Source organism: Clostridium sp. C8-1-8, from assembly GCF_009928445.1.
In the GTDB taxonomy this organism is placed as follows: Bacteria; Bacillota; Clostridia; order Clostridiales; family Clostridiaceae; genus Clostridium_AR.
Genome location: NZ_JAABNO010000048.1, coordinates 1 through 23,694, shown reverse-complemented (window position 1 = coordinate 23,694; position 23,694 = coordinate 1). Strand labels below are relative to the sequence as shown.

The window sequence follows — 23,694 nt, the reverse complement described above, 5'->3', positions numbered from 1 at the left end:
TTTAAGTCTAGTTTTAGACTTTGTTTATTTTACTCTGTTTAATTTTCAAAGACCATTGCAATCGTTTCCGACCGCTTAATTATATTAACATTTTAGAATCAAATTGTCAACTTATTTTTTTAATTTAAGTTTTCAATTTTCATCTAGTCACCTCTCAGCGACGTTTATTATAGTAACATGTTTGTTTATCATTTCTAATAAATTGATTATATGTACAAAGCAACTATCTCTTTCTTATTTTATTTTTCTATATTATTTGCCATTTTCCTATTATTGATACACCTGGTGTAGTTTAATGATTAAACTCTAAGTTTTTTGCTCCAGTAACCATATAAATAAAGATACCCAACCTATAATTAAGCTAAAACTTAATATTTATTCTCTTCTTAATGCTGAATATATTAAGCAAATTATACATTTGATATTGTTGAAAAAGGTAATATATTTAAAAATAAAATATTTTTCCATTAATATATTAATACAAATACCGATAATATATCTGTTAGTTTACATATAAAGAACTATTTTACTTATTACATTATAAGTACTGTTAAAAAATTTCTATTTTATTGTATATAGTTTAACGAACTTATAAATATATGACGAATGATATATACTTATATAAGTATATACAAACAATACAAAATAAAAAATAGGAGGAACAATATGAAGAAAGTTCTAATTTATTCAGCAATCATAATGTCCTTAACATTAGTTTCATGTTCATCTACTAGTAGTTCAACCAGTTCAGCTACAAAGAAAAGTAGTTCTACAGAGATAAAGATAACATCTCCTACTGTAGAAAATGATACAAACACTCAAAATAGCACTAAAAAGTCTGGCATAACCGTATCAGGTGAATTCGCTAAAGCTCTACCTATAATTAAGCTTGGAAATAATACATATGTATCTCAGTGGAAAGATAATAATAGACTATATAAATATGCAGCTAACGACTTAACTTCGTTAAATGATTTACTTAAGTCATCAAAGAAATACGATTATTACTCTACTGAATTAGTTCAAGACACTCAAAGACTTTATTTTTCTAATATGTCCGACAATAACAGTATATATACATTAACTGATAGCACAGACGAAATCAAGAAGTTCGACAATAGTAGAAGCTCTAATCTAATATTGGGATCTGACGGACTATATTTTATAAATGCTAGCGATAATAATAAAATATATAAAATAAGTTTAACAGACAAAGTAAAAACAGCTATCACCCAAGATTCGGCATCTAAATTTCTTCTATTTAATGATTGGATAATATATCAAAATAAAAATGATAATTATAGAGTATATGCTTATTCCCTAGCAGATAAAACTAAATTGAAACTAACTAATAACTCGTCAGAAAGCTTTGTAGTAACTAACAACAACTTGTATTATGTAAACGCAGGAGAAGGGGATAGCATATGGTCTCTAGATTTACAAACTTTAGAAGATACAAAACTTGTAGCCACACAAGCTGAAAATCTTCAGATATCTGCAAACAAACTATTCTTTATAAATAAGTCTGATTCAAACTATCTATATGAATTAATTCCACCATCCACAGGCAACCAAGGAGCAACAACTAAAGCATTGGTAAACGAAGGAATTAATCAATATCATATACTAGAAAATACGATATATTATGAATCAATTACATCGCATAATGATATAAAAGCATATAATATAAAATAAAATACCAAGAAAATATTACTTACATATGCTTATCTTGATTATAATTTCATAAAGAAAATAAATATCCCCAATCATCTATTTCTTGATGAATGGGGATATTATGATCTTATTAACACCATATTTTTTAATTTTTATCTTAGCATTCATAAGAATTTCAAGCTAGTTTTCAACCAAAAAACATATCTATTTATAGGTTATAAACCTTTTACTATATCTTTAAACTTATTTCCTCTAATTTCGAAATTAGCAAACATATCAAAACTAGCACAAGCTGGTGAAAGAACTACTATATCATCAATTTTAGCTAGATCTCTTGCTTTAAACACTGCTTCTTCTAAACTATCTACCATATGAATTGGTATACTTATTCCCTTATCAACACTTAGCTTATGGAATACATCTTTTATCTTTTCTTTAGTAGCCCCTAAAAGTATAAGTTCTTTTATATATTTATTCCCTTCATACGCTAATGGTTCAAATGGAATCTTCTTATCATAGCCACCAGCAATTAATATTACAGGTTTATCAAAAGCCTTTATTGTAGCTATTGTTCTTGTAGGAGAAGATCCTATTGAGTCATTGTAATATTTAACGCCATTCAATTCTCTAACAAATTCACTTCTGTGTTCAACGCCACCAAATGTAGTTGCTACAGCTTTCATTGATTCTATAGAAACTTCTTCATAAGTGGCTGCAAAAGCCGCAAGATAATTTTCAACATTATGCATTCCTTTTATAACTATATCATTCTTCTTACAAACTTCTTTGCCAAATATATATAAACTTCCATCTTCAAAATAAGCTCCATCTTCAAGCTTTCTTTTAGAGCTAAACTCTCTTACCTTCCCTACAGCATCATTTTTAAAAGATGCAGTTATGTCATTCTCAATATTAATTACAAGCAAATCACTCTTATCTTGATATTTAAATATGTTCTTTTTAGATTCTATATATTCATCCATACCCTTATGCATATCTAAGTGATTAGGAGTAATATTAGTAACAACAGCAACATCCACTTGGCTATTCATAGTCATAAGCTGGAAGCTAGAAAGCTCTAGAACTACTTTGTCTTCTTCATTTATCTCTTCTATCTTAGAGAATAAAGGAATTCCTATATTTCCTCCTATCCAAGTCTTATATCCCTCTTCTGAAAGCAACTTAGATATAACCGTAGTAGTCGTAGTCTTCCCATCACTACCAGTTACTGCATATATCTTTCCCTTGCAATATCTAACAAACTCTTCAATCTCTGAAGTTATATACGCACCTTCACTCTTTGCCTTGACAAGAGCATCATGATCTATTCTCATAGATGGGCTTTTAAATATAACTTCAAATCCTACCAATTGGTCAAGATAATTGTCACCAAGACTTAACTCCACACCTTTTTTTTCAAAATGGTCTGCAATTTCATTCAATTGTTCCCTTGTCTTCTTATCAAATGCTTTTACATTAGCCCCTAAATCTAATAAAAAGTCTATTAAAGGAATATTACTTACACCAATTCCAATAACAGCAGTATTTTTCCCTCTAATAAAGCTCTTAAACTCACTAAAATCTTTTCTCATCAACAACTATCTCCTTTATACTTATATAAATCTTATAAATTATTCAAAAGATTTTACCTATATCATTTTATGTACTACATTAAATACTGTCCCATTTCCTTCTAATTATAACACTGGCATATTATTTATTCTACTTACACAATAGTATATAATTATTAATCATATAGAATTTACGGAGGTCCTATGGATATTAAATATACCGCATATTATAATTCTCCTATCGGAACATTAGAAATCATAGCTAATGAAACTCATATTATAGGATTAGATTTTGTAGATTGTAATTTCAAAGACTTAAGAAATGATTTAAAGAACGAAAACTTTATTATAAACTCTTGCATAGTCCAATTAGACGAATACTTTAAGAAACAGAGAACTACATTTGAACTACCTTTGGCTCCTGAAGGCACAGACTTTCAAAAGACGGTATGGAAGGCCCTAACCAAGGTTGATTTTGGATGTATAAAAACCTACAAAGACATTGCTATTTCAATAGATAATCCAAAGGCTGTAAGAGCTGTAGGTGGAGCTAATAATAAAAACCCAATTCCACTAATAATACCTTGTCACAGGATAATAGGTAGTTCAGGCAAACTAGTTGGCTACAGTGGCGGTCTATGGAGAAAAGAATGGCTTCTAAACCACGAAAATATAAAGTTTAAAAAGTAATAGTAAAAAGGCTCGCTGAAGTAACCTTCTTCAGCAAGCTCTTTTGCTCATCCAATCATAATTTCTTGTTAAATATATTTGTTAGTCCAAGATCCTCAATTTTTTTCTTTATTTCATCATTATTTATAGAATACAATCCTAGCTTCTTCATCCTTTCAAAATACTCAGCACCAGAAAAAGTATGCCTAACTTTTCTTCCGTCCTCAGTGTTAAGTCTTTCATTTGCATAAGCAATTATATCTCCAATCACAGTTTCTCTTGGCAAAATAATAGATTCTAATCCAAGATGACTTCTTACCGCATTGTGACCAGCTAGTGTTCCTGTTCCCATAGCTTCAGTATGCCCTATGAAGAAACCAGCTTTTTCTCCTGCTACAAACATGTTATCTAATCCATTGACCTTCATATCATTGTCTCTAGGTGTTGAAGAAAGATATCTTATAGAGTTACCAACACCTCCGGAATAAGGGTCTATATACCTTGCATTTTCCAGCCCTTTAATTTTTCTAAGCTTCTCAAGAGGATAATAAGAAGTCATAACCTTTATATGTCCTGTATCCAACAGCACTATATTTTCAGCGAATTCCTTTAATGCATATTGCTGGCATACCTTTGCATTAAGTTTATCCATATTAATATCTTCTTCTGGAACTTTTAGTATAACAGATCCCTTTTCTTCAAGTTCCTTAAGTATCTCAGGAGAAACACTTTCTCTAGGGATCTCACAGGAACCACTGAAGGCTCCAATAGTTCCATCACCTCTTTCTCCGGGTATATCTGAAATTCCAGCCTTTGAACTTAAGCTAACCCTCATTCCAAAGGTAGGACATCTTAGTACACACATAACACATCCATTACCATACTTATTACAGTTATCCATAGAACCAGTGGAACCTGTAGACTCTACAAAAACATCTCCTTCCACAGTATCCTTACCATAAAACTTTATAGCTTTTATTTTCCTATCTTCCTTAACTACATTTATAGCTCTAGAAGTAAAATTCACTTTTATACCAAGACTAAGAATATACTTTCTGACCTCAGGTTCAACTTTGCTTACATCACATAACCAAGCATGCTTATGTTGGGGAAAGTCAACATTTTTATGGATTGCATTTCTATCCATAATATTTATTAGTTCTCCAGCACCAAGAGCTATTAATTCCTCTGCCGCTGTATATCTACCGTTATTCCTCATTATGCCCCCTACATTTCCTACACCTAGGAGCATATCAGTTCTTTCAAAAATTTCAACTTCAGCACCAGCTTTCTTAGCAGCTATTGCAGCAGCACAGCCAGCCCATCCACCACCTATTACAATAAGTTTCATACTCTACCTCGATTTAATTAGTATATATTTAGAATATTTATCTGTCACTGATATTGTTACAACATAAAAACAGATTTTTTTACATATCATCATTTGCCAATGTATGTGAGGAATATTTGCCAGTCCACTAAGATTTCTTTTTACTACTTCACCTAAATTGATTATATATACCCTTGCTATTACCAGGTATTTATAACTCGCTACGAAAAAGACAAGCTTTTTTATTACACTTTTTTTGGAAACTTAGACTACATTAGGTATTCCAAGGCATAAAAATAGAGCTACCCAGTTTTATACTGAATAACTCTAAATACATAGCCTATAATCATTAAGGTAATTAAAGTAAATTAAAATGCTTAATCTACAAACTAAAACTCTAACCTTGAAGAAATATAGTTTTCTAATTCTTCTATTTTAATTCTAACTTGTTCCATAGTGTCTCTATCTCTAACTGTAACCGAATTATCTTCCAAAGTATCAAAATCAACAGTTATACAGAAAGGAGTTCCTATTTCATCTTGTCTTCTATATCTCTTACCAATACTTCCTGTCTCGTCATATTCAATATTAAAATTCTTTCTTAATTGTGCATATACCTCATCAGCCTTTTCTGAAAGCTTCTTTGATAGAGGCAACACTGCAGCTTTATATGGAGCCAAAGCAGGATGTAAATGTAGAACTGTTCTCATATCTCCATCTTCTAGTTCTTGCTCTTCGTATGCATCTGCTAAAAATGCAAGGGTAACTCTATCTGCACCTAAAGAAGGTTCTATGCAGTATGGAATATACTTTTCATTAGTTGTTGGATCCAAGTAGCTCATATCTGTTCCTGAATGTTCTTGATGCTTTGTTAAGTCATAGTCAGTTCTATCTGCTATACCCCAAAGTTCTCCCCAACCAAATGGGAATAAGTATTCTATGTCTGATGTAGCATTAGAATAGAATGACAATTCCTCTTGCTCATGATCTCTCATTCTTAGGCTATCCTTATTCATCCCCAAGTTCATTAGGAAATTCCAGCAATATTCTCTCCAATAGTTAAACCATTCTATATCAGTCCCTGGCTTACAGAAGAACTCAAGTTCCATTTGTTCAAATTCCCTTGTTCTAAAAGTAAAGTTACCTGGAGTTATTTCATTTCTGAATGACTTACCTATTTGAGCTATACCAAATGGAACCTTCTTTCTTGAACTTCTTTGTACTGATTTAAAGTTTACAAATATTCCTTGTGCTGTCTCTGGTCTAAGGTATATTTCTGATTTTGCATCCTCAGTTACACCTTGGAATGTTTTAAACATTAAGTTAAACTTTCTTATCTCTGTAAAGTTCTTCTTTCCACACTTAGGACATTCTATTTTATGTTGTTCTATATAGTCTTTTAATTGCTCATTACTCCATCCATCAGCAGATGCAACTTCAGCTCCTTGAGCAGTCATATGATCTTCTACTAACTTATCAGCCCTATATCTTGACTTACATTCTTTACAATCCATAAGTGGATCAGAGAATCCGCCAACGTGCCCTGAAGCCACCCATACTTCTCTATTCATAAGTATTGCACAATCTACACCAACATTATAAGGGCTTTCCTGTACAAACTTTTTCCACCAAGCCTTTTTAACATTGTTCTTAAACTCTACACCTAAAGGACCATAATCCCACGAATTAGCCAATCCTCCATATATATCTGACCCAGGAAATATAAATCCTCTATTCTTACATAAAGCTACTAGTTTATCCATTGTTTTTTCAGTTGCCATTTTACTACCTCCATTTATAATTAAGTTTTAATTATGGTTAGTTTTACAGAAATGCTTCAAAACAATTAGCTTATTAATAATTCATGCTACTAAAGCAGTAATACCTTAAGTATTATTATGCACCAAAATAATTTTGACAAATAAAAAAAGAGCCTATCACCAAAGGGACGGATTAATCCGCGGTTCCACCCTTCTTGGCAAATGCCCTACTCTAAAAGTTAGCACTCAAAAGCTCCCTTCAAAATTACAACTTAATGGTTTCCACCACACACCATCTCTCTAAAAAGTTATAGTTCATACTCTTCTTTATCATCATGCTATATTCATTTATAATTAGTATTTTACCAAAAAATTTCTTATTGTCAAGAAAAACACTAATATACCTAGACAATGATTTTTTAGTAATTGTTTTTTATAAAGGATTGTTCAGTTCATTCTAAAACTAAGCTTTATATTGCTTATATATAAGTATTAATAAAATAAAAATAATTAAAGCTTCATGCTGAGCATGAAGCTTATCTTACAAAATAAAAATGGCTCCGCGAAGAGGGCTCGAACCTCCAACCTATCGGTTAACAGCCGAGTGCTCCACCATTGAGCTATCGCGGAACGTCATTACAAAATAAATTATATCATGTTTTAAAAACTTTGCAAGTGTTTTTTTATATTTTTTTAATTAATATACAATTCTATTAAATAGATGAATCTAAGACTATACTCGCGTCATTATATATTCTTAAAATTCTATTATCTCAATCATAAATACTTAACTATTTAGGCATAAAATAATGGACTGCTATAAAACTTATATTTATATGAATAGAAGCCATGCAGAAAAAGTATATTAATACACCTTTTTTATACACGGCTTCTATCTTATAAAGTTCTTATATTAACCTTGCAACAGCCCTTACAAATCTTTATAGTGGTTTCATTGTAGGGAATAAAAGAACATCTCTTATTGATGCAGAATCAGTTAAGAACATAACTATTCTATCTATTCCTATTCCAAGACCACCTGTAGGTGGCATTCCAGTTTCAAGAGCGCTCATAAAATCTTCATCTATAACATATGCTTCATCATCCCCAAGCTCTCTTTCCTTAGCTTGCTGCTCAAATCTTTCTCTTTGAACTATAGGATCATTTAACTCTGAGTAAGCATTACAGATTTCTCTTCCATAAACGAAACCTTCAAATCTTTCAGTAAAGGCCTCATTACCTCTTTTCTTTTTAGTTAGAGGTGATATTTCTACTGGATAGTCTGTAATAAAAGTTGGTTGAATCATATGCTCTTCTGCAAACTCTTCAAACAACATGTTAAGAACTTCACCTTTAGTTACATTCTTTATATCCTTCTTGAACTCAAGATGCTTTTCTTTTGCGATGGCTTGAGCTTCTTCATCACTATTAATAGTATTAAAATCTATACCAGCGTATTCTTTAACAGCGTCAACCATAGTTATTCTTCTCCATGGTGCTTTAAACTCAATCTCAGTTCCTTGGTATGATACCTTAGTAGTTCCATGAACTTTTTCACATACAGTTGAAATTAAGTTTTCAGTTATTTCCATCATGTCATTGTAATCTGAATATGCTTCATAAAGTTCAATCATAGTAAATTCAGGGTTATGTCTTACATCTATCCCCTCATTTCTAAAATTCTTACCCATATCATAAACTTTTTCAAAACCAGCTACTATACATCTTTTTAAATAAAGTTCAGTAGCAATTCTTAGATACATATCTATATCTAATGCATTATGATGTGTTATGAAAGGTCTTGCTGCTGCTCCACCTGCTATTGGTGAAAGTATAGGAGTTTCTATTTCAAGGAATCCTCTATTATCTAAAAAGTTTCTAATTTCTTTTATTATTCTTGTTCTCTTTATAAAAGTATCCTTTACCTCAGGATTAGTTATTACATCTACTTCTCTTTGTCTATATCTCAAATCTGGATCTTTTAACCCATGCCACTTTTCTGGAAGTGGCTTCAATGACTTACATATAAGCTTAAATGATGAAACCTTAACTGAAACTTCTCCAGCTTTAGTTTTAAACACTTCGCCCTCTGCACTAACCCAATCTCCAAGATCATATGTCTTATATTCTTTTAGAGCTTCCTCTCCAACTTCATCTATTTTTATGAATAATTGAAGCTTTCCATCCCTATCATGGATATCTGAGAATATAACTTTTCCTTGGCCTCTTTTAGACATAAGTCTTCCTGCAACTTTAACAATCTTACCTTCTAATGTTTCAAAATTATCCTTCACCTGTACAGATGAATGGCTTCTCTCAACTTTATAAACATCAAATGGGTCTTTACCTGCTTGTTGTAGATCTAAGAGTTTCTGCCTCCTTAATCTTTCTTGCTCATTAAATTGAGCCTCTAACTGGTTTATACTCATTTCCTCATTTGACATTAAAAATCCCTCCGTTAATCTCTTCTTATTCCTAGAACTTCAAACTTACTAACACCTGATGGAACAACAGCATCTACTACATCGCCAACTTTTTTGCCCATTAAAGCGCTTCCTACTGGAGATTCGTTTGAAATTTTATTTTCCATTGGATCTGCTTCAGCAGAACCAACAATTATATATTCAACTTCTTCATCGAAGTCATAATCTTTTACCTTAACAATAGATCCTATTGTAACTGTATCTGTTGATATTTCTGACTCATCCACAACTACTGCATTTTTAAGCATGTTTTCAAGTTGAATAATTCTTCCTTCTGTAAAAGCTTGTTCATTTTTAGCTTCATCATACTCTGAATTTTCACTTAAATCTCCATATCCTAAAGCAACCTTTATTTTTTCAGTTATTTCTTTTCTTTTAACAGTTTTCAAAAACTCTAGTTCGTCTTCTAATTTTTTGACACCTTCATAAGTCATCATGTACTTTTTAGCTTCGCTCATTTTTTTCTCCCCTTCAACAGTCATACTATTATAATATATCATATTTTAACAAAACTTCATATAAATTTGTTATATATAGCCTTCCTTTAACTGTCAATTATTTTTCATATTATAAAACCTATAATAGATAATGTCAATATAGTTATAAACAAATAGCTACCATAAAACCTACTTATTGGAAACGTATTCTTTTATTCTCACTATAAAATCTATTAAGTTTCAATTTAGTATTTAAGACTTGCTATTCTGCTCAACCATATTTTGAAATAGGGTTGCGTAGAATAGCAAGTCTCATTTACTTAATTTAAGTTTGTAGCATTTCTCATTATTGTCATTTTAGTATATTGTTATACCCTATATTTATTCATTAATACATTTTAAAATGCAATCCTAATCTTCTTTTATTAAAAAATTTCTATATTCTTTTAATAAATTTAAAACAGACTCAACATTAGTCTCTGTATTAATAATATTTTTAATTTCTGTACAACTTTTTAAGCCTTTTATGTACCAAGCAATATGCTTTCTCATTTCTCTCAACGCTTTGCGTGGGCCATCATATTTCAAAGCAAGATTATAATGCTCCAAACACATGTCAATTTTTTCTGAAGCTGTTGGGTACTGGACTTCCCGTCCATTCATCATATTGGAAACTTGCTTAAATATCCACGGATTTCCCATACTACCTCTTGCTATCATAACGCCATCACAATTAGTTGTAGAAAACATCCTTTTAGCATCATCTGCAGTAACTATATCTCCATTACCGATAACAGGAACGTTAACAACTTCTTTCACTTGTTTTATTATGTCCCAATCTGCTTTGCCTTCATACATTTGCTCTCTTGTTCTACCGTGTACAGCAACAGCATCTACTCCAGCTTCCTCCATAAGTTGAGCAAAGAAAACAGCATTTATGTTCTCCTTATCAAAACCTTTCCTAAACTTTACAGTTACAGGTTTAGTAGAAACCTTCTTAACAGCTTTCACTATTTCATAGGCTAATTTAGGATCTTTCATAAGAGCTGATCCTTCACCATTTTTAACTATCTTCGGCGCAGGACACCCCATATTTATATCTATTATACATATATCCTTATTTTCATTAAAATATCTTTCAGTTACGTCAGCCATAACCTTAGGATCATTTCCAAACATCTGCACAGCTACAGGTTTTTCCTCTTCCGATATCCTTAAAAGCTCCTCAGTATTGTCACTACCGTAGTAAAGCGCTTTACTGCTTACCATTTCAGTATAAACAAGAGAACACCCCATGTTTTTACAAAGGCCTCTAAAAGATATATCTGTAACTCCAGCCATCGGAGCTAAAAAAACATTATTCTCTAAACTTACATTGCCAATATTCATCAGAAAATACCATCTTCTATTCTCTATTCTTATAATAGATTATTTTAAGACCTTCTAGTGTTAGTCTTGAATCTACTTTGTCTATAACGTCAGTTTCTCTAGCTATAAGATTAGCTAATCCACCCGTAGCTAAAACAAAAGGCTCTTCTTCTCCAAGTTCCATCATCTCTTGTTTCATCCTCTTTACTATATATTCAACTTGACCTATATAACCATATATTATTCCTGCTTGCATACTTGTTACAGTATTTTTACATATAATTGATTCAGGCTTTTCTAGTTCTACTCTAGGAAGTTTTGCAGCCCTTTCAAAAAGAGCATCTGAAGAAATTCTTATTCCTGGAACTATACTTCCACCAAGATAATTACCATTCTTAGCTAAAGCACAAAAAGTGGTTGCTGTTCCAAAATCTATAATTATAGTACTTTTTTTATACATTTCATAGGCAGCTACGGCATTGACTATTCTGTCCGCACCAACTTCTCTCGGATTATCATACTTTATATTTATGCCAGTTTTTATACCTGGCCCCACTATAATCGGATCCATATTAAAGCATTTTCTAATCATATGCTCTAAAGAGTACATTATGTTAGGAACTACTGATGAAATAATAATTCCCTCAATCGCCTTAACATCTAGATTGTTTTGAGTAAACAAGGCATTTACCTGTATCCCATACTCATCAGAAGTCTTTTTAGAATCTGTAGATATCCTCCAGCTAGTCATATACTTATTATCGTGATAAACTCCTAAAACTATATTAGTATTACCAACATCTACTAATAAGATCATAATAATAATCCTCCAACTAATACAATTAAAAGCAGCTTTTCAAGCTGCTCATTGATCATATATTCTATTTAAACTGCACAATAAAATATTCATTAAATGCATTATATAAATATCAATATAATTTTAGCAAGTAAATATTATTTGTCAAGTTTTTATCAATGTTTAGTTGAAGTCTCTCTTTCTCTTAGTTCCTTTTTTCTGAGCAACCTCTACATTAATTCTTACGCCGTTTATCTTCACTTTGTTCATAACTTCTAAAACCTGATTTGAATACTGCTCAGGAACTTCTACAAATGTGTACTTTTCGTATATATCTATAGCACCAATACTTCTTCCTGGTATACCAACCTCGCTAGCTATAGCTCTTACAAGATGTTCTGGCTTAAGATTTTTGTCTCTTCCTATGTTAACAAACATCCTAACCATTCCTTCTTCTCTAGATGATCCAGCAGCTCTTGGAGCTCTTCTTCTTTCAAAGTCTTCACTTCTTGATGCAGATGCAGATGGATTCATATCAACGTCATCTCTTTCACTAAAGTTAAGCTCTCTTTGTAATAAAGCTGCAGCAATATCCTTAGCTGAATATCCTTCTTCCTCCATCTTTTCAACTATAGTTAAGTACTTCTTAAATTCATCACTCTTCATATCTTCTTGTAATATATCTACAAACTTTTTAACTTTAGCTTTTCTAACATCTTTCAATGTAGGTATATTGTGAAGCTTCATCTTCTTCTTTGTGTAAGTCATTATGTCTCTAAGATCTCTCATTTGTCTTCCGGTAACCATAGTAAAGGCTTTTCCTTCTCTTCCGGCTCTTCCAGTTCTACCTATTCTATGAACATAATGTTCTTCATGCTGAGGAACATCAAAATTAAATACCATTTCAACATCATCTATATCTAAGCCTCTAGCAGCAACATCTGTAGCTATAAGTATCTTAATATTTCCTTGCTTAAATCTTTGTATAACACTACTTCTTACAGATTGCTTCATATCACCATGTATTTTACTTATATTATATCCCTTGTTAAGAAGCTTTTCTTCAATTTCATCTACCTTACTCTTAGTATTACAGAAAATTAATGAAAGTTTAGGATTATACATATCTATAAGTCTTGTCATTACTTCTAGCTTATCCTGTTCCTTAACTTCAACATACATTTGAGAAATGTTTGGAGTTGTTAGTTCCTTATTCTCAATCTTAACCATCTTTGGATCCTTCAAATGCTTTTTAACTATGTCTAATATATTTTTCTTCATAGTAGCTGAGAATAATAACTTTTGTACTGGCTGATCTATTGTAGACATTATCTCTTCAATATCTTCTCTAAATCCCATATTAAGCATTTCATCTGCTTCATCTAATATTAGAACTTTTAAAGAACCAAGTTTTACTGTACCTCTTCTCATATGATCCATAACTCTTCCAGGAGTTCCAACAACTATTTGAGCTCCTCTTCTAAGTCCTCTTATTTGTCTTTCCATTGAGTCTCCGCCATACACAGCTAAAACTTCTAAATTTCTTTTATACTTTGTTAACTTTTCAAATTCTTCGCTAACTTGAACAGCTAGTTCTCTAGTTGGACACAAAACTAAAACTTGTAACTCTTTAGTTGTTGTATCGATTTTATCTATAGTAGGTATTCCAAAAGCTGCAGTCTTACCAGTACCTGTTTGAGCTAAGCCCACCATATCTATTCCTTGCATAACTACTGGTATAGCCAAAGCTTGTATTGGAGTAGCCTCTGTAAACCCCATATCGCTAATAGCCCTTTTTATTTCTTCTGAGCAGTTTAGCTCATTAAATATCATTTTTTCCATTAAATATCTCCTTTTTTAACTAATCTATTTTATTTTTCATCTTAATTAATTTATTACACACCAAAAAAGGTCGAACTAAAAAAACCCTTTCCATATCTAAGAGGATTTTTCAAGGCGACCAAAATTTCGTTTATACTCTTGAAGCAAATCGGTAAAAAACCCAAAAAACATGTTATAACATATTAATTCCTACGAGACTCTATTGTATCACATGGTTTATTCACTGTCAAAGTATAAAGATAAATAATAAAATTATGCCACATACCTTTATATCTAAATTTTTGTGTTATTTAGTATATTAATTTATTGGGATAAAATCGTAGTAGCCTTATGAAAATCTTCTTTGTTCTATATTTTCACAACCTTATTAATATAAAATATCATTATGTTGAATAAGATTCTCATAGAAATTATTTCTTTCTAAGTATTTGAAAAAACCGCCGATTTTATACATAAAATCAGCGGCTTCAGACCTTTAGAATAAACCTATTATTTCACCATCATCTAATATATCCATCTTATTTGCTGCAGGAACTTTAGGCAATCCTGGCATAGTCATTATATCACCAGTCAAAGCAACTACAAATCCAGCTCCATTGGAAACTCTTATTTCTCTTACAGTTATTTCAAAATCACTAGGTCTTCCCAGTAAAGTAGGATTATCTGATAATGAATACTGAGTCTTAGCCATACATATTGGGAGCTTATCTAATTTAAACTCTTCTAATTCCTTTATTTGTTTTAAAGCGGAGGACGTATATGTAACTCCCTTGGCACCATAGATCTCTCTAGCTATAGTACCTATTTTCTCTTTAATTGGCAACTCAGAATCATATATAGGGCTAAATTTTGACTGGGTAGAGTTTATAGTATCAACAACCTTGTTAGCTAAATCTATTCCGCCTTCCCCACCTTTTTCCCAAACTTCTGTAAGTGACACCTTCACTCCCAATGCTTCACAAAACTCTTCAACAGCTGCTATTTCATTGTCAGTATCAGTGATAAACTTGTTTATTGCAACTATAACTGGAACACCATACTTTCTGATATTCTCCACTTGCTTTTCTAGATTCTTAACCCCGACCTTAACAGCCTCAACATCTTCTACATTGAGTTTTTCTTTCTTTACGCCTCCATGATGCTTTATAGCTCTAATAGTAGCTACAAGAACAGCACAGTCAGGTTTAATCCCTCCATATCTACACTTTATATCAAAAAACTTTTCCGCGCCTAAATCTGCTCCAAATCCAGCCTCTGTTACTGTATAGTCTCCAAGTTTCATAGCCATTTTTGTAGCTATTATGGAATTACATCCATGGGCTATATTAGCAAATGGCCCACCATGTATTATTGCTGGAGTATTTTCTAGTGTTTGAACCAGGTTAGGTTTTATAGCATCTTTCATCAGAAGCGCCATGGCACCTTGAACACCTAACTCTTTAGCATATACAGGCATCCCATCTAAATTATAAGCAACTAATATATTTCCCATTCTTTCCTTTAGATCATTAAGTCCATCTGCTAAGCATAGTATAGCCATTATCTCTGAAGCTACAGTTATCATAAATCCATCTTCACGTACAAATCCATTAACCTTACCTCCCATACCTACTACTATGCTTCTAAGTGCTCTATCATTCATATCTAAAACTCTTTTGAATATTATTCTTCTTGAATCAATTTTCAATGTATTCCCTTGATGTATATGATTATCAATAGCAGCACACAAAAGATTATTAGCAGTTGTTATAGCATGCATATCTCCAGTAAAATGAAGATTTATATCTTCCATAGGTACAACCTGTGCATATCCGCCACCAGCTGCCCCACCCTTCATACCAAAAACTGGTCCAAGCGAAGGTTCTCTTAATGCAATTACGGCTTTTTTTCCAATTTTGTTTAGTGCCTGACCAAGCCCTACTGTAACTGTAGATTTACCTTCACCTGCTGGTGTTGGATTTATTGCAGTAACTAACACTAATTTTCCATCTTTATTTTCTTTTCTATTAGAAAGAACGTCTAAAGAAATCTTACACTTATATTTACCATAAAGTTCAATATCATCATCCATTAATCCTAGTTTTTCTGCAATTTTAACTATAGGTTCCATTTTTGACTCTTGAGCTATTTCTATATCTGTTTTCATAATAAAATCCCTCTCCTTAAAATATACCTTATAATACTTTTTAAAATTAACTAAGTTCCTTTTATATAATATTACCAATATGTATATTATAACATTTATTATAACAAAATAAATAGCAATTCGAACCTTTTAAAAATTACAAGCTCTATGATTCGTTATATTACATATTATATCATTATAAAAAAAATAATCATACGCATTTATGTATAATTATATATTCTTTCTGCAAAGCAATCTCTTAATTTTCTAGTTTTAGTTAACAAAAAAACTTTATACATTAGCATATAGTCAAAAAGTTGCCGAAGCGAAATCCCTCGGTAAGCTTTTTTCGAATCTGACTTTCTAAATTTATACGCTGAAATTCTGGCAGAAGAATAAGATTTATTTTTTTGCTATTTACCATAAATATAATTATAAGCCTCTCAAGTTAATAAGTTTAGCTAGTATAAACTTTTATATACAGTAAAAAAGCAACTACAAATTATGTAGTTGCTTTTAATATTATGCATTATTAAATATTTCTTCAAATTCCTCAGCTTCAAGTTTCTCTTTTTCAAGAAGTGCTTGAGCTACAGCATGCAATTTACTAATATACTCAGAAAGTAATGACTCTGCCTTATTATAAGCCTCATCAATAAGATGCTTTATTTCCTTATCAATCTTAGAGCCTATTTCCTCACTAAAGTTTCTACTTCTTCCTATATCTCTGCCTAAGAACACTTCATTATGATCAGTACCAAAAGAAATTGGTCCAACTTCATCACTCATTCCATATTCCATTACCATGCTTCTAGCTATATTACTAGCTCTATCTATATCATTTTTAGCTCCGGTACTGATGTCACCCATTATTAGCTTTTCAGCTACTCTTCCACCTAAAAGTCCTACCATCTCATCCTTCAATCTGGACTTAGATGTATAACTTCTATCTTCAGCTGGTAAGTGCATAGTGTATCCGCCTGCCATACCTCTTGGTATTATACTTATCTGATGAACAGGGTCAGCATTTGGTAATAACTTAGCTACAACCGCATGACCTGCCTCGTGATATGCAGTTAATTTTCTATCATGTTCACTAATAACTCTGCTCTTTTTTTCAGGTCCTGCTATTACTCTAGTTATAGCTTCCTCCATCTCATCCATTCCGATAATCTTCTTACTTCTACGAACAGATAAAAGTGCAGCTTCATTTGTTAGATTTTCAATATCAGCTCCAGTGAAACCTGGTGTTCTTTTTGCCAACACATTTAAATCAATATCATCTGATAGAGGTTTATTTCTTGTATGAACCTTAAGTATCTCTTCCCTACCTTTAACATCAGGAGCTCCAACAACTATCTGCCTATCAAATCTTCCTGGTCTTAATAATGCTGGGTCAAGAATATCTGGTCTATTAGTAGCAGCTATCATTATGATACCTTCATTAGCACCAAACCCATCCATTTCTACAAGTAATTGATTAAGAGTTTGTTCTCTTTCATCATGGCCTCCGCCTAAACCAGCACCTCTTTGCCTACCAACTGCATCTATTTCATCTATAAATACAATACATGAAGGATTTTTCTTTGCTTGCTCAAATAAATCTCTTACTCTTGAAGCACCTACTCCGACAAACATTTCTACGAAGTCAGAACCAGAAATACTAAAGAAAGGTACTCCAGCTTCGCCTGCTATAGCTTTAGCAAGAAGAGTTTTTCCTGTTCCAGGAGGTCCAACCAAAAGAACTCCTTTGGGAATTCTAGCTCCCATCTCTATATATCTCTTAGGTTGCTTTAAGAAATCTACTATTTCCTCTAATTCAGCCTTCTCTTCATCAGCACCTGCAACATCTTTAAATGTAACTTTTTTCTTATCCGGAGTCGCCATCTTAGCTCTACTTTTACCAAAGTTCATAACTCCTCGGCTTCCGCCTCCACTTTGTGATTGCTGCATAAATATAAAGAAAAATGCTATTAATAAAAATATTATTAATACTGTTGGTATTATCTGAACCCAAACAGATATATTAGTAGGAAGTTCAAATGCAACTTTTACATTTGGTTTATTATTATTAGCAAGTAATATATTTAATGTTTCAACAGGAACTACAGTATTAAAGTTTTTATTATTTGTTAAGGTACCCTCAACAGTCATTTTATCCTGTTTTACTTGTATACTCTTAACCTGATCACTAATCCATTTTTGTTGGAATTCACTATAAGGTATTGTACTTCCTGCTTCTTCACTTTTTGCTAAAAAGACAGCAGCAACTACAACCATTACCATTATCAAAATCCAGGCCGTTAAGCTAGAAAATTTTTTCATCACAGGCCCCCCTCTCTTAGTAGTTACTATAAAATTTTACCATATGATTTTTTTCATTACAATATAGATAATTTACTTATTAGAGTATACTTCTTCTTTTAAAGAAGCTATAAACGGCAGATTTCTATACTTTTCAGCATAATCTATGCCGTAGCCAACTATAAATTCATCAGGAACCTCAAATCCATAATACTTAACATTTATATTGGTTTTTCTCCTAGCAGGTTTATTAAGTAGGGTTACTATCTCAATACTGTTCGCATTTCTATCTTCGAAGTATTTTAACAGATAGCTTAGCGTAAGTCCTGTATCAACTATATCTTCTACAATTATAACATCTTTACCTTCAACATCATTGTCAAGATCCTTTAATATCCTTACAACTCCAGATGTTTGAGTAGAGCTTCCATAACTTGATACCGCTATAAAATCCAACTCACAAGGTATATTGATGTGCTTAAGCAATTCCGATGTAAATACTACAGAACCCTTTAAGACACCAACTACAAGCAAATCCTTTCCTTTATAGTCACGACTTAACGTTTCTCCCATCTGTTTTACCTTATCCACTATTACCTCTTCAGAAAACAGTACTTCTTTTACGTCTTCTTTCATGTTAACTATTTCCTCTCCTTAAAACTTATTTGCAAGATGTTTTTTGTATTATTGGTAACCTTAAATAAATCACTTATATTTATCCCAACAATCCATGCAATGTCATTATCAAAACAAACCAAAGGTATATGGTCTCTTAAGTTATTAGGGACTTTCTTATCAATAAATATATCTTTTATCTTTTTAGTTCCATTCATACCTAAGGGTTTAATTTTATCTCCATTTTCTCTACTTCTAATAATTATTCTCTCTTTTATCTTATCATAATCAAAATATTTGATTAAGTCACTACTATTTAAATCTATTTTTTTACTATTTCGCTTTACTTCAATCTCAACATCATATAATAAGCCTTCTAATCTCAAGGTTTCTATGTTTTTCGCACTAAGTTCCCTCTTTACTAAAACATATTCCTTATTATCACTATTGTCATTTTGTTTTATAGTAATAATTATATCTCCATAAGAATTTTCTACAACTACATTATTAGGAATATTTATACTTTTCCCAGTACTTCCTCTTTGTAATACGATAATATCATAGATATGTTTCATCTCATAATTATATGTAGCTTTTGCAACATAAAATATAGCTTTTCTTATGACCCTTGTAAGTAAAGATTCATGTACCAAAAACGCATCTTTTTTTATCACAATCTCCCTTGATCGTTCAATACAAAAATCACTATATATATCTAATGCACTTTTATCTATATAATCACTATCAATAGAAGCAAGAGAAGCTAGTCTATTGAGAGATTCAATAATATCTTTATTAAAGTTTCGTTTAATAAAAGGAATCATTTCAAGTCTTACCTTATTTCTAGAATATATACTTTCAAGGTTTGTTCCATCAATTCTAGGCTCCAATTTATTATATTCACAATAATTCTCTATCTCTTCTCTGGTCAAACATAGTATTGGTCTTATAAACACTTCATCCCTCACTGGCCTTATGCCTACTAAACCATCCAATCCTGTTCCTCTCATCATTCTCATAAGTACAGTCTCAGCTTGATCGTTTGCATTATGAGCTATAGCCACCTTTGTAAAACCTTGAGTTTTTACAATTTCATGGAAAAACTCATATCTTACTTCCCTACCTGCCATTTCAGAAGATATTCCCTTTTCTTTGGCAACAGCTTCTATTTGTGATCTCCTTACATAGCAAGGAATATCGAGTTCATCGCATACCTTTTGAACATATTTCTCATCCTCAAAAGAGTCTTCTCCTCTCAGCAAATGGTTAATATGTGCAGCACCTATAGAAATATTAAATTCATTCCTTAGACTATATAAGATATGTAGTAGACAAACAGAATCCGGACCTCCTGATAGCGCCACTAATACTCTATCGCCTTCTTTTATCATGTGATGGTCTATTATAAAATTTATAACTTTATCATTCAAGTTAGAACACTTCCTATTCAACTTTAATAACTTATTATAACATATCATTAAACTCTTATTAAGAAATTTTATACAAATTCATTAAAACTTAAATTATAATTCTTATACAGTTCTTAAAGTACAAACATCATTGTCTTACACATTCAAGTTTTATAAAATAAGAAATTAATAACTTCAATTTAAATTTTCACGTAAAAAAGTCGCTGAAGTGGCCTTCTTCAGTGAGCTTTTTACGCATCCGACTTTCCGAATGTATATGAGGAAAATCTGGCAGGCGAAATATTTTCTCTTTTTTATTCTTTCTCCAATATATGCATTTAAGCCATATACACATTGTTATTCACAGCTTTATCTAAAATATAATTTTCTAAAGAATAAAAAGGACTATGAAACCAATTGGCTAGCTTCATAGTTTAGATTTTTATTTAGTTGTAAAAATCTATCATTTAGTAAATAGCATACACTTTCGAAACAACAACAGTCATATCATCTTTTATTCTTTGTCCACTTATCTCTTTAGCCTTATCTAATATCTCTATAGATAATTCTTTAGGATTTTTATTACTAGTTGTATATAAAAACTCAGTGAGCCACTTACAACTTCCGTCCCCATCTTTTCCATAAAGTATTCCATCACTTATTGTAACTATAAGATCTCCGTTACATACCTTCTTTTCTATAATATCAACATCCGTTGTATCTAGTATACCAAAAGGTAAGGTTTTTGATTTGATGATCTCAACTTTATCTCCTCTCTTTATAAAGCTCTCTACAGCCCCTACCTTCATAAACTTAACGTTTCCTGAGTAAAGATCTACATTTTGAAGATCCAATGTTGCAAACTTCTCATCCTCAGTAAACTTCATAGACATGATAGAATTCACTGTATTTATAGCAGTTAACTCTGAAAACCCAACCTGTGTAAACTTTTCTATAAGTTCTACAGCCGCTTTACTTTCAGCACCAGCTTCTGGTCCAGACCCCATTCCATCACTTACTAGCACCATATAGCTTCCACCTTGAGTTTTTCCGTAGCTATAGCTATCTCCTGTATACTTTTCCCCATCCTTACAAGCTATAGCTGCATAAGATGATACGTGATACTTAGGTGTTTCTTCTATATATATAGAACACTTATTTGTCTTTGGTTCTATAGAACACCCCTCTCCACCTATACTCATAGTTTTACCTATAGATCTATTTATTATAGGTAACAGTTGCTTTACACACATCTGGCTACCGCCACAGCTATCCATGGTTATCTTTATATTTAACCTGCCATTTTTGTCATTGTAGCATAGTACATCCTCATATCTCATATTTTCTTTATTTAAAGCTCTCTTTATAATTTTCTCAACATCATTGCATATTATTATATCCTTACTAAAGTCTTCAACCAATTCACCAATAGTAACAGCCATATTATTTATATGACCAGCTAATAATTTTCTTCCTTCACCTAGTCTTCTTTTCAGCATTTCATCCTGAATATAGTTATTAACAATTTCCTCTGTATTTTTAACTAGGGCATATTTCTTAATACACTTTTTATCAAGCTCTAGCGGAAAGTCCGACCTACCCTCTTGATTATTTCTTATCAATTCAGAAAAAGCATTATAAGTAGTATGTAACTCTCTCTTCCAGCATGTATATCTCATATCACAGGAGCTACACACCCTATCACCTAAGTTTTCTATAAGTGCACTACTCTTATTCTTTAGCAGCAATCTATCATTATCTATTAAATTATTCAATGTAACAGCTATGGTTGATAAAACATCTGTAAAATCAACTAACCTGTTAGTGAACTCATCCTTCACCTTATAAAAATGTAAGTCTCCTAATGTATCTTGCTTCTTATCATTATCCAACTCTAAAGATATCTTACTATAAATGCTAACTGGAACTATACAAAATATTAAAGCCACTATTATAGCTTCTATGGTTTTAAAATCATCCAACCCTTTTGAATACATAGCTAAAACAAAGTATACAACAATATAGGATAATACAGTAAACCACTTTCCAGTATCTTTAAAAATACCTACAATCAATCCACATATGCTATATACACTTATATAGATTATCATATTATTGGTAGACAAACCTACTATTATTCCCATTGTAACGCCTGCAGCTGCACCTACAGAACTTCCCAGAGCAAATGCTATTGCTATAACAAAAAACAAAGCTATTATGTTTCTTAAACTAATTCCCGCTAACGCTATGCTACCTATTCCAGAAACAATTAAACAAAAAAGAAGCGCCATAGATATAAGTTCTTCATTGGTAAAAAAATGATTAGTTTTTATATCATCTAGGCATGTTAATGCATATTTTATAATATAATATATTGGATAAACAACAATACATTGTACTGCTGAAGTAAGAAGATTAATCCATAGAACTATGCTATGAGCAAAAGCTCTATAGATAACCATTGATAATAGTAATATAGAGAAACTTATAATTAAGCTAGTTCTCTCCTTTATATTAAATCGAATGTTGACAAATATAGATACAATAGCTGCAGATAATATATAAATGCCAACATTAGGCACACTGCCCAAGAGAGTAGCATACCCAAGTAAAACACCAACTGAAGCAATTATGCCTTCCTTTTTTTCTTCTCTGTTTAGAAACGATAATATAAAAGCTATACCAAAGGGTGCTAACCCATCTATACCCGCTCCACTTGCATTTATAGTAACTCTACTTATTAGAAAAGCACCAAAGAAATCAAATAACAACCTATAAGGAGACCCCATTATCTTAATCTCTTTTTTATCTTTTCTCCTATCTCCCACTCTCTTATATGTAGTGACATCTACTCCATATTGCATTAGTAACCCCTCCTATTTCTCTAAAGTGTAGTTTTATTATAGCAAAGCAATATGGAAATATATGTCATTTACTGTTTTGTATTTATAATTTTATTCGGACATTTATCACTTTATTTCTTTATATTATTTGCATGGCTTTTTACGTATTTCTTTATATATTCGGAAGTGTATTATAAAACTAAGTTATTAATCCTAATATCCAGAGGCTTAAAAAAAGGCCTTATTTGTCGTTGCGAAATAGTCTTTGTTATTTTATAGAGATATTTTTTATGCATATATCAGCACTTGTAGAATTTATGCATATAAAAAAAACCTAACAGACGAACGTATTTTATTTTTCACTGCATATCCTGTAAAACAAAAAAAGAATCCATATTATATATGGATTCTTTTTGGTGCTGAAGACCGGAATCGAACCGGTACGGTGTTTTAGCACCGCAGGATTTT

15 protein-coding genes and 1 tRNA gene are annotated in these 23,694 nt (G+C 31.7%); 2 read left to right on the top strand and 14 right to left on the bottom strand.

Features of this window, described 5'->3' with window-relative positions; genetic code table 11:
- Positions 1-666: 666 nt before the first annotated feature.
- Positions 667-1,695, top strand: coding sequence for a DUF5050 domain-containing protein (locus tag GXK57_RS25245; protein WP_160680788.1), 1,029 nt, complete (start codon positions 667-669; stop codon positions 1,693-1,695).
- Positions 1,696-1,889: 194 nt separating this feature from the next.
- Here GXK57_RS25245 and murD read toward each other — a convergent pair whose 3' ends face one another.
- Entirely contained in the window at positions 1,890-3,266 is a 1,377-nt protein-coding gene (gene murD / locus GXK57_RS25240) for a UDP-N-acetylmuramoyl-L-alanine--D-glutamate ligase (RefSeq protein ID WP_160680787.1), read from the bottom strand.
- 183 nt (positions 3,267-3,449) lie between these two features.
- Here murD and GXK57_RS25235 point away from each other — a divergent pair, with 183 nt between their 5' ends.
- Positions 3,450-3,935, top strand: coding sequence for a methylated-DNA--[protein]-cysteine S-methyltransferase (locus GXK57_RS25235; RefSeq protein WP_160680786.1), 486 nt, complete (start codon positions 3,450-3,452; stop codon positions 3,933-3,935).
- Between the two features lie 55 nt (positions 3,936-3,990).
- On the opposite strand, the gene GXK57_RS25230 is transcribed toward GXK57_RS25235, so the two are convergent.
- From GXK57_RS25230 to spoIIE, 13 genes are all read right to left on the bottom strand, one after another.
- Positions 3,991-5,265, bottom strand: a complete 1,275-nt coding sequence (locus tag GXK57_RS25230; protein ID WP_160680785.1) for an FAD-dependent oxidoreductase — start codon at positions 5,263-5,265, stop codon at positions 3,991-3,993.
- A 368-nt stretch (positions 5,266-5,633) separates the two neighbouring features.
- On the bottom strand, positions 5,634-7,025 hold the full coding sequence (locus tag GXK57_RS25225; RefSeq protein WP_160680784.1) for a glycine--tRNA ligase: 1,392 nt from the start codon (positions 7,023-7,025) through the stop codon (positions 5,634-5,636).
- 534 nt (positions 7,026-7,559) lie between these two features.
- Positions 7,560-7,634, bottom strand: a tRNA-Asn gene (locus tag GXK57_RS25220).
- Between the two features lie 311 nt (positions 7,635-7,945).
- Positions 7,946-9,448, bottom strand: coding sequence for a lysine--tRNA ligase (lysS, locus tag GXK57_RS25215; protein WP_160680783.1), 1,503 nt, complete (start codon positions 9,446-9,448; stop codon positions 7,946-7,948).
- Positions 9,449-9,462: 14 nt separating this feature from the next.
- Positions 9,463-9,945 (bottom strand): transcription elongation factor GreA, encoded by a 483-nt coding sequence (gene greA / locus GXK57_RS25210; protein ID WP_128211203.1) that lies wholly within the window; start codon positions 9,943-9,945, stop codon positions 9,463-9,465.
- 390 nt (positions 9,946-10,335) lie between these two features.
- Positions 10,336-11,313, bottom strand: coding sequence for a tRNA dihydrouridine synthase DusB (gene dusB / locus GXK57_RS25205; RefSeq protein ID WP_160680782.1), 978 nt, complete (start codon positions 11,311-11,313; stop codon positions 10,336-10,338).
- 16 nt (positions 11,314-11,329) lie between these two features.
- A complete protein-coding gene (locus GXK57_RS25200) occupies positions 11,330-12,109 on the bottom strand; it encodes a type III pantothenate kinase (RefSeq protein WP_160680781.1) in 780 nt (259 codons plus the stop codon).
- Positions 12,110-12,271: 162 nt separating this feature from the next.
- Positions 12,272-13,930 (bottom strand): DEAD/DEAH box helicase, encoded by a 1,659-nt coding sequence (locus tag GXK57_RS25195; RefSeq protein ID WP_160680780.1) that lies wholly within the window; start codon positions 13,928-13,930, stop codon positions 12,272-12,274.
- Positions 13,931-14,405: 475 nt separating this feature from the next.
- Positions 14,406-16,076, bottom strand: a complete 1,671-nt coding sequence (locus GXK57_RS25190) for a formate--tetrahydrofolate ligase (protein ID WP_160680779.1) — start codon at positions 16,074-16,076, stop codon at positions 14,406-14,408.
- A 501-nt stretch (positions 16,077-16,577) separates the two neighbouring features.
- Positions 16,578-18,380: an ATP-dependent zinc metalloprotease FtsH gene (gene ftsH / locus GXK57_RS25185; RefSeq protein WP_160680778.1), complete on the bottom strand. Its 1,803-nt coding sequence runs from the start codon at positions 18,378-18,380 to the stop codon at positions 16,578-16,580.
- 72 nt (positions 18,381-18,452) lie between these two features.
- Positions 18,453-18,995 carry a hypoxanthine phosphoribosyltransferase gene (gene hpt, locus GXK57_RS25180; RefSeq protein ID WP_160680777.1) on the bottom strand — a complete coding sequence of 181 codons (543 nt, stop codon included), beginning with the start codon at positions 18,993-18,995 and terminating at the stop codon, positions 18,453-18,455.
- 5 nt (positions 18,996-19,000) lie between these two features.
- On the bottom strand, positions 19,001-20,404 hold the full coding sequence (tilS, locus tag GXK57_RS25175) for a tRNA lysidine(34) synthetase TilS (RefSeq protein WP_160680776.1): 1,404 nt from the start codon (positions 20,402-20,404) through the stop codon (positions 19,001-19,003).
- Between the two features lie 446 nt (positions 20,405-20,850).
- A complete protein-coding gene (gene spoIIE, locus GXK57_RS25170; protein ID WP_160680775.1) occupies positions 20,851-23,247 on the bottom strand; it encodes a stage II sporulation protein E in 2,397 nt (798 codons plus the stop codon).
- Between the last annotated feature and the right edge of the window lie 447 nt (positions 23,248-23,694).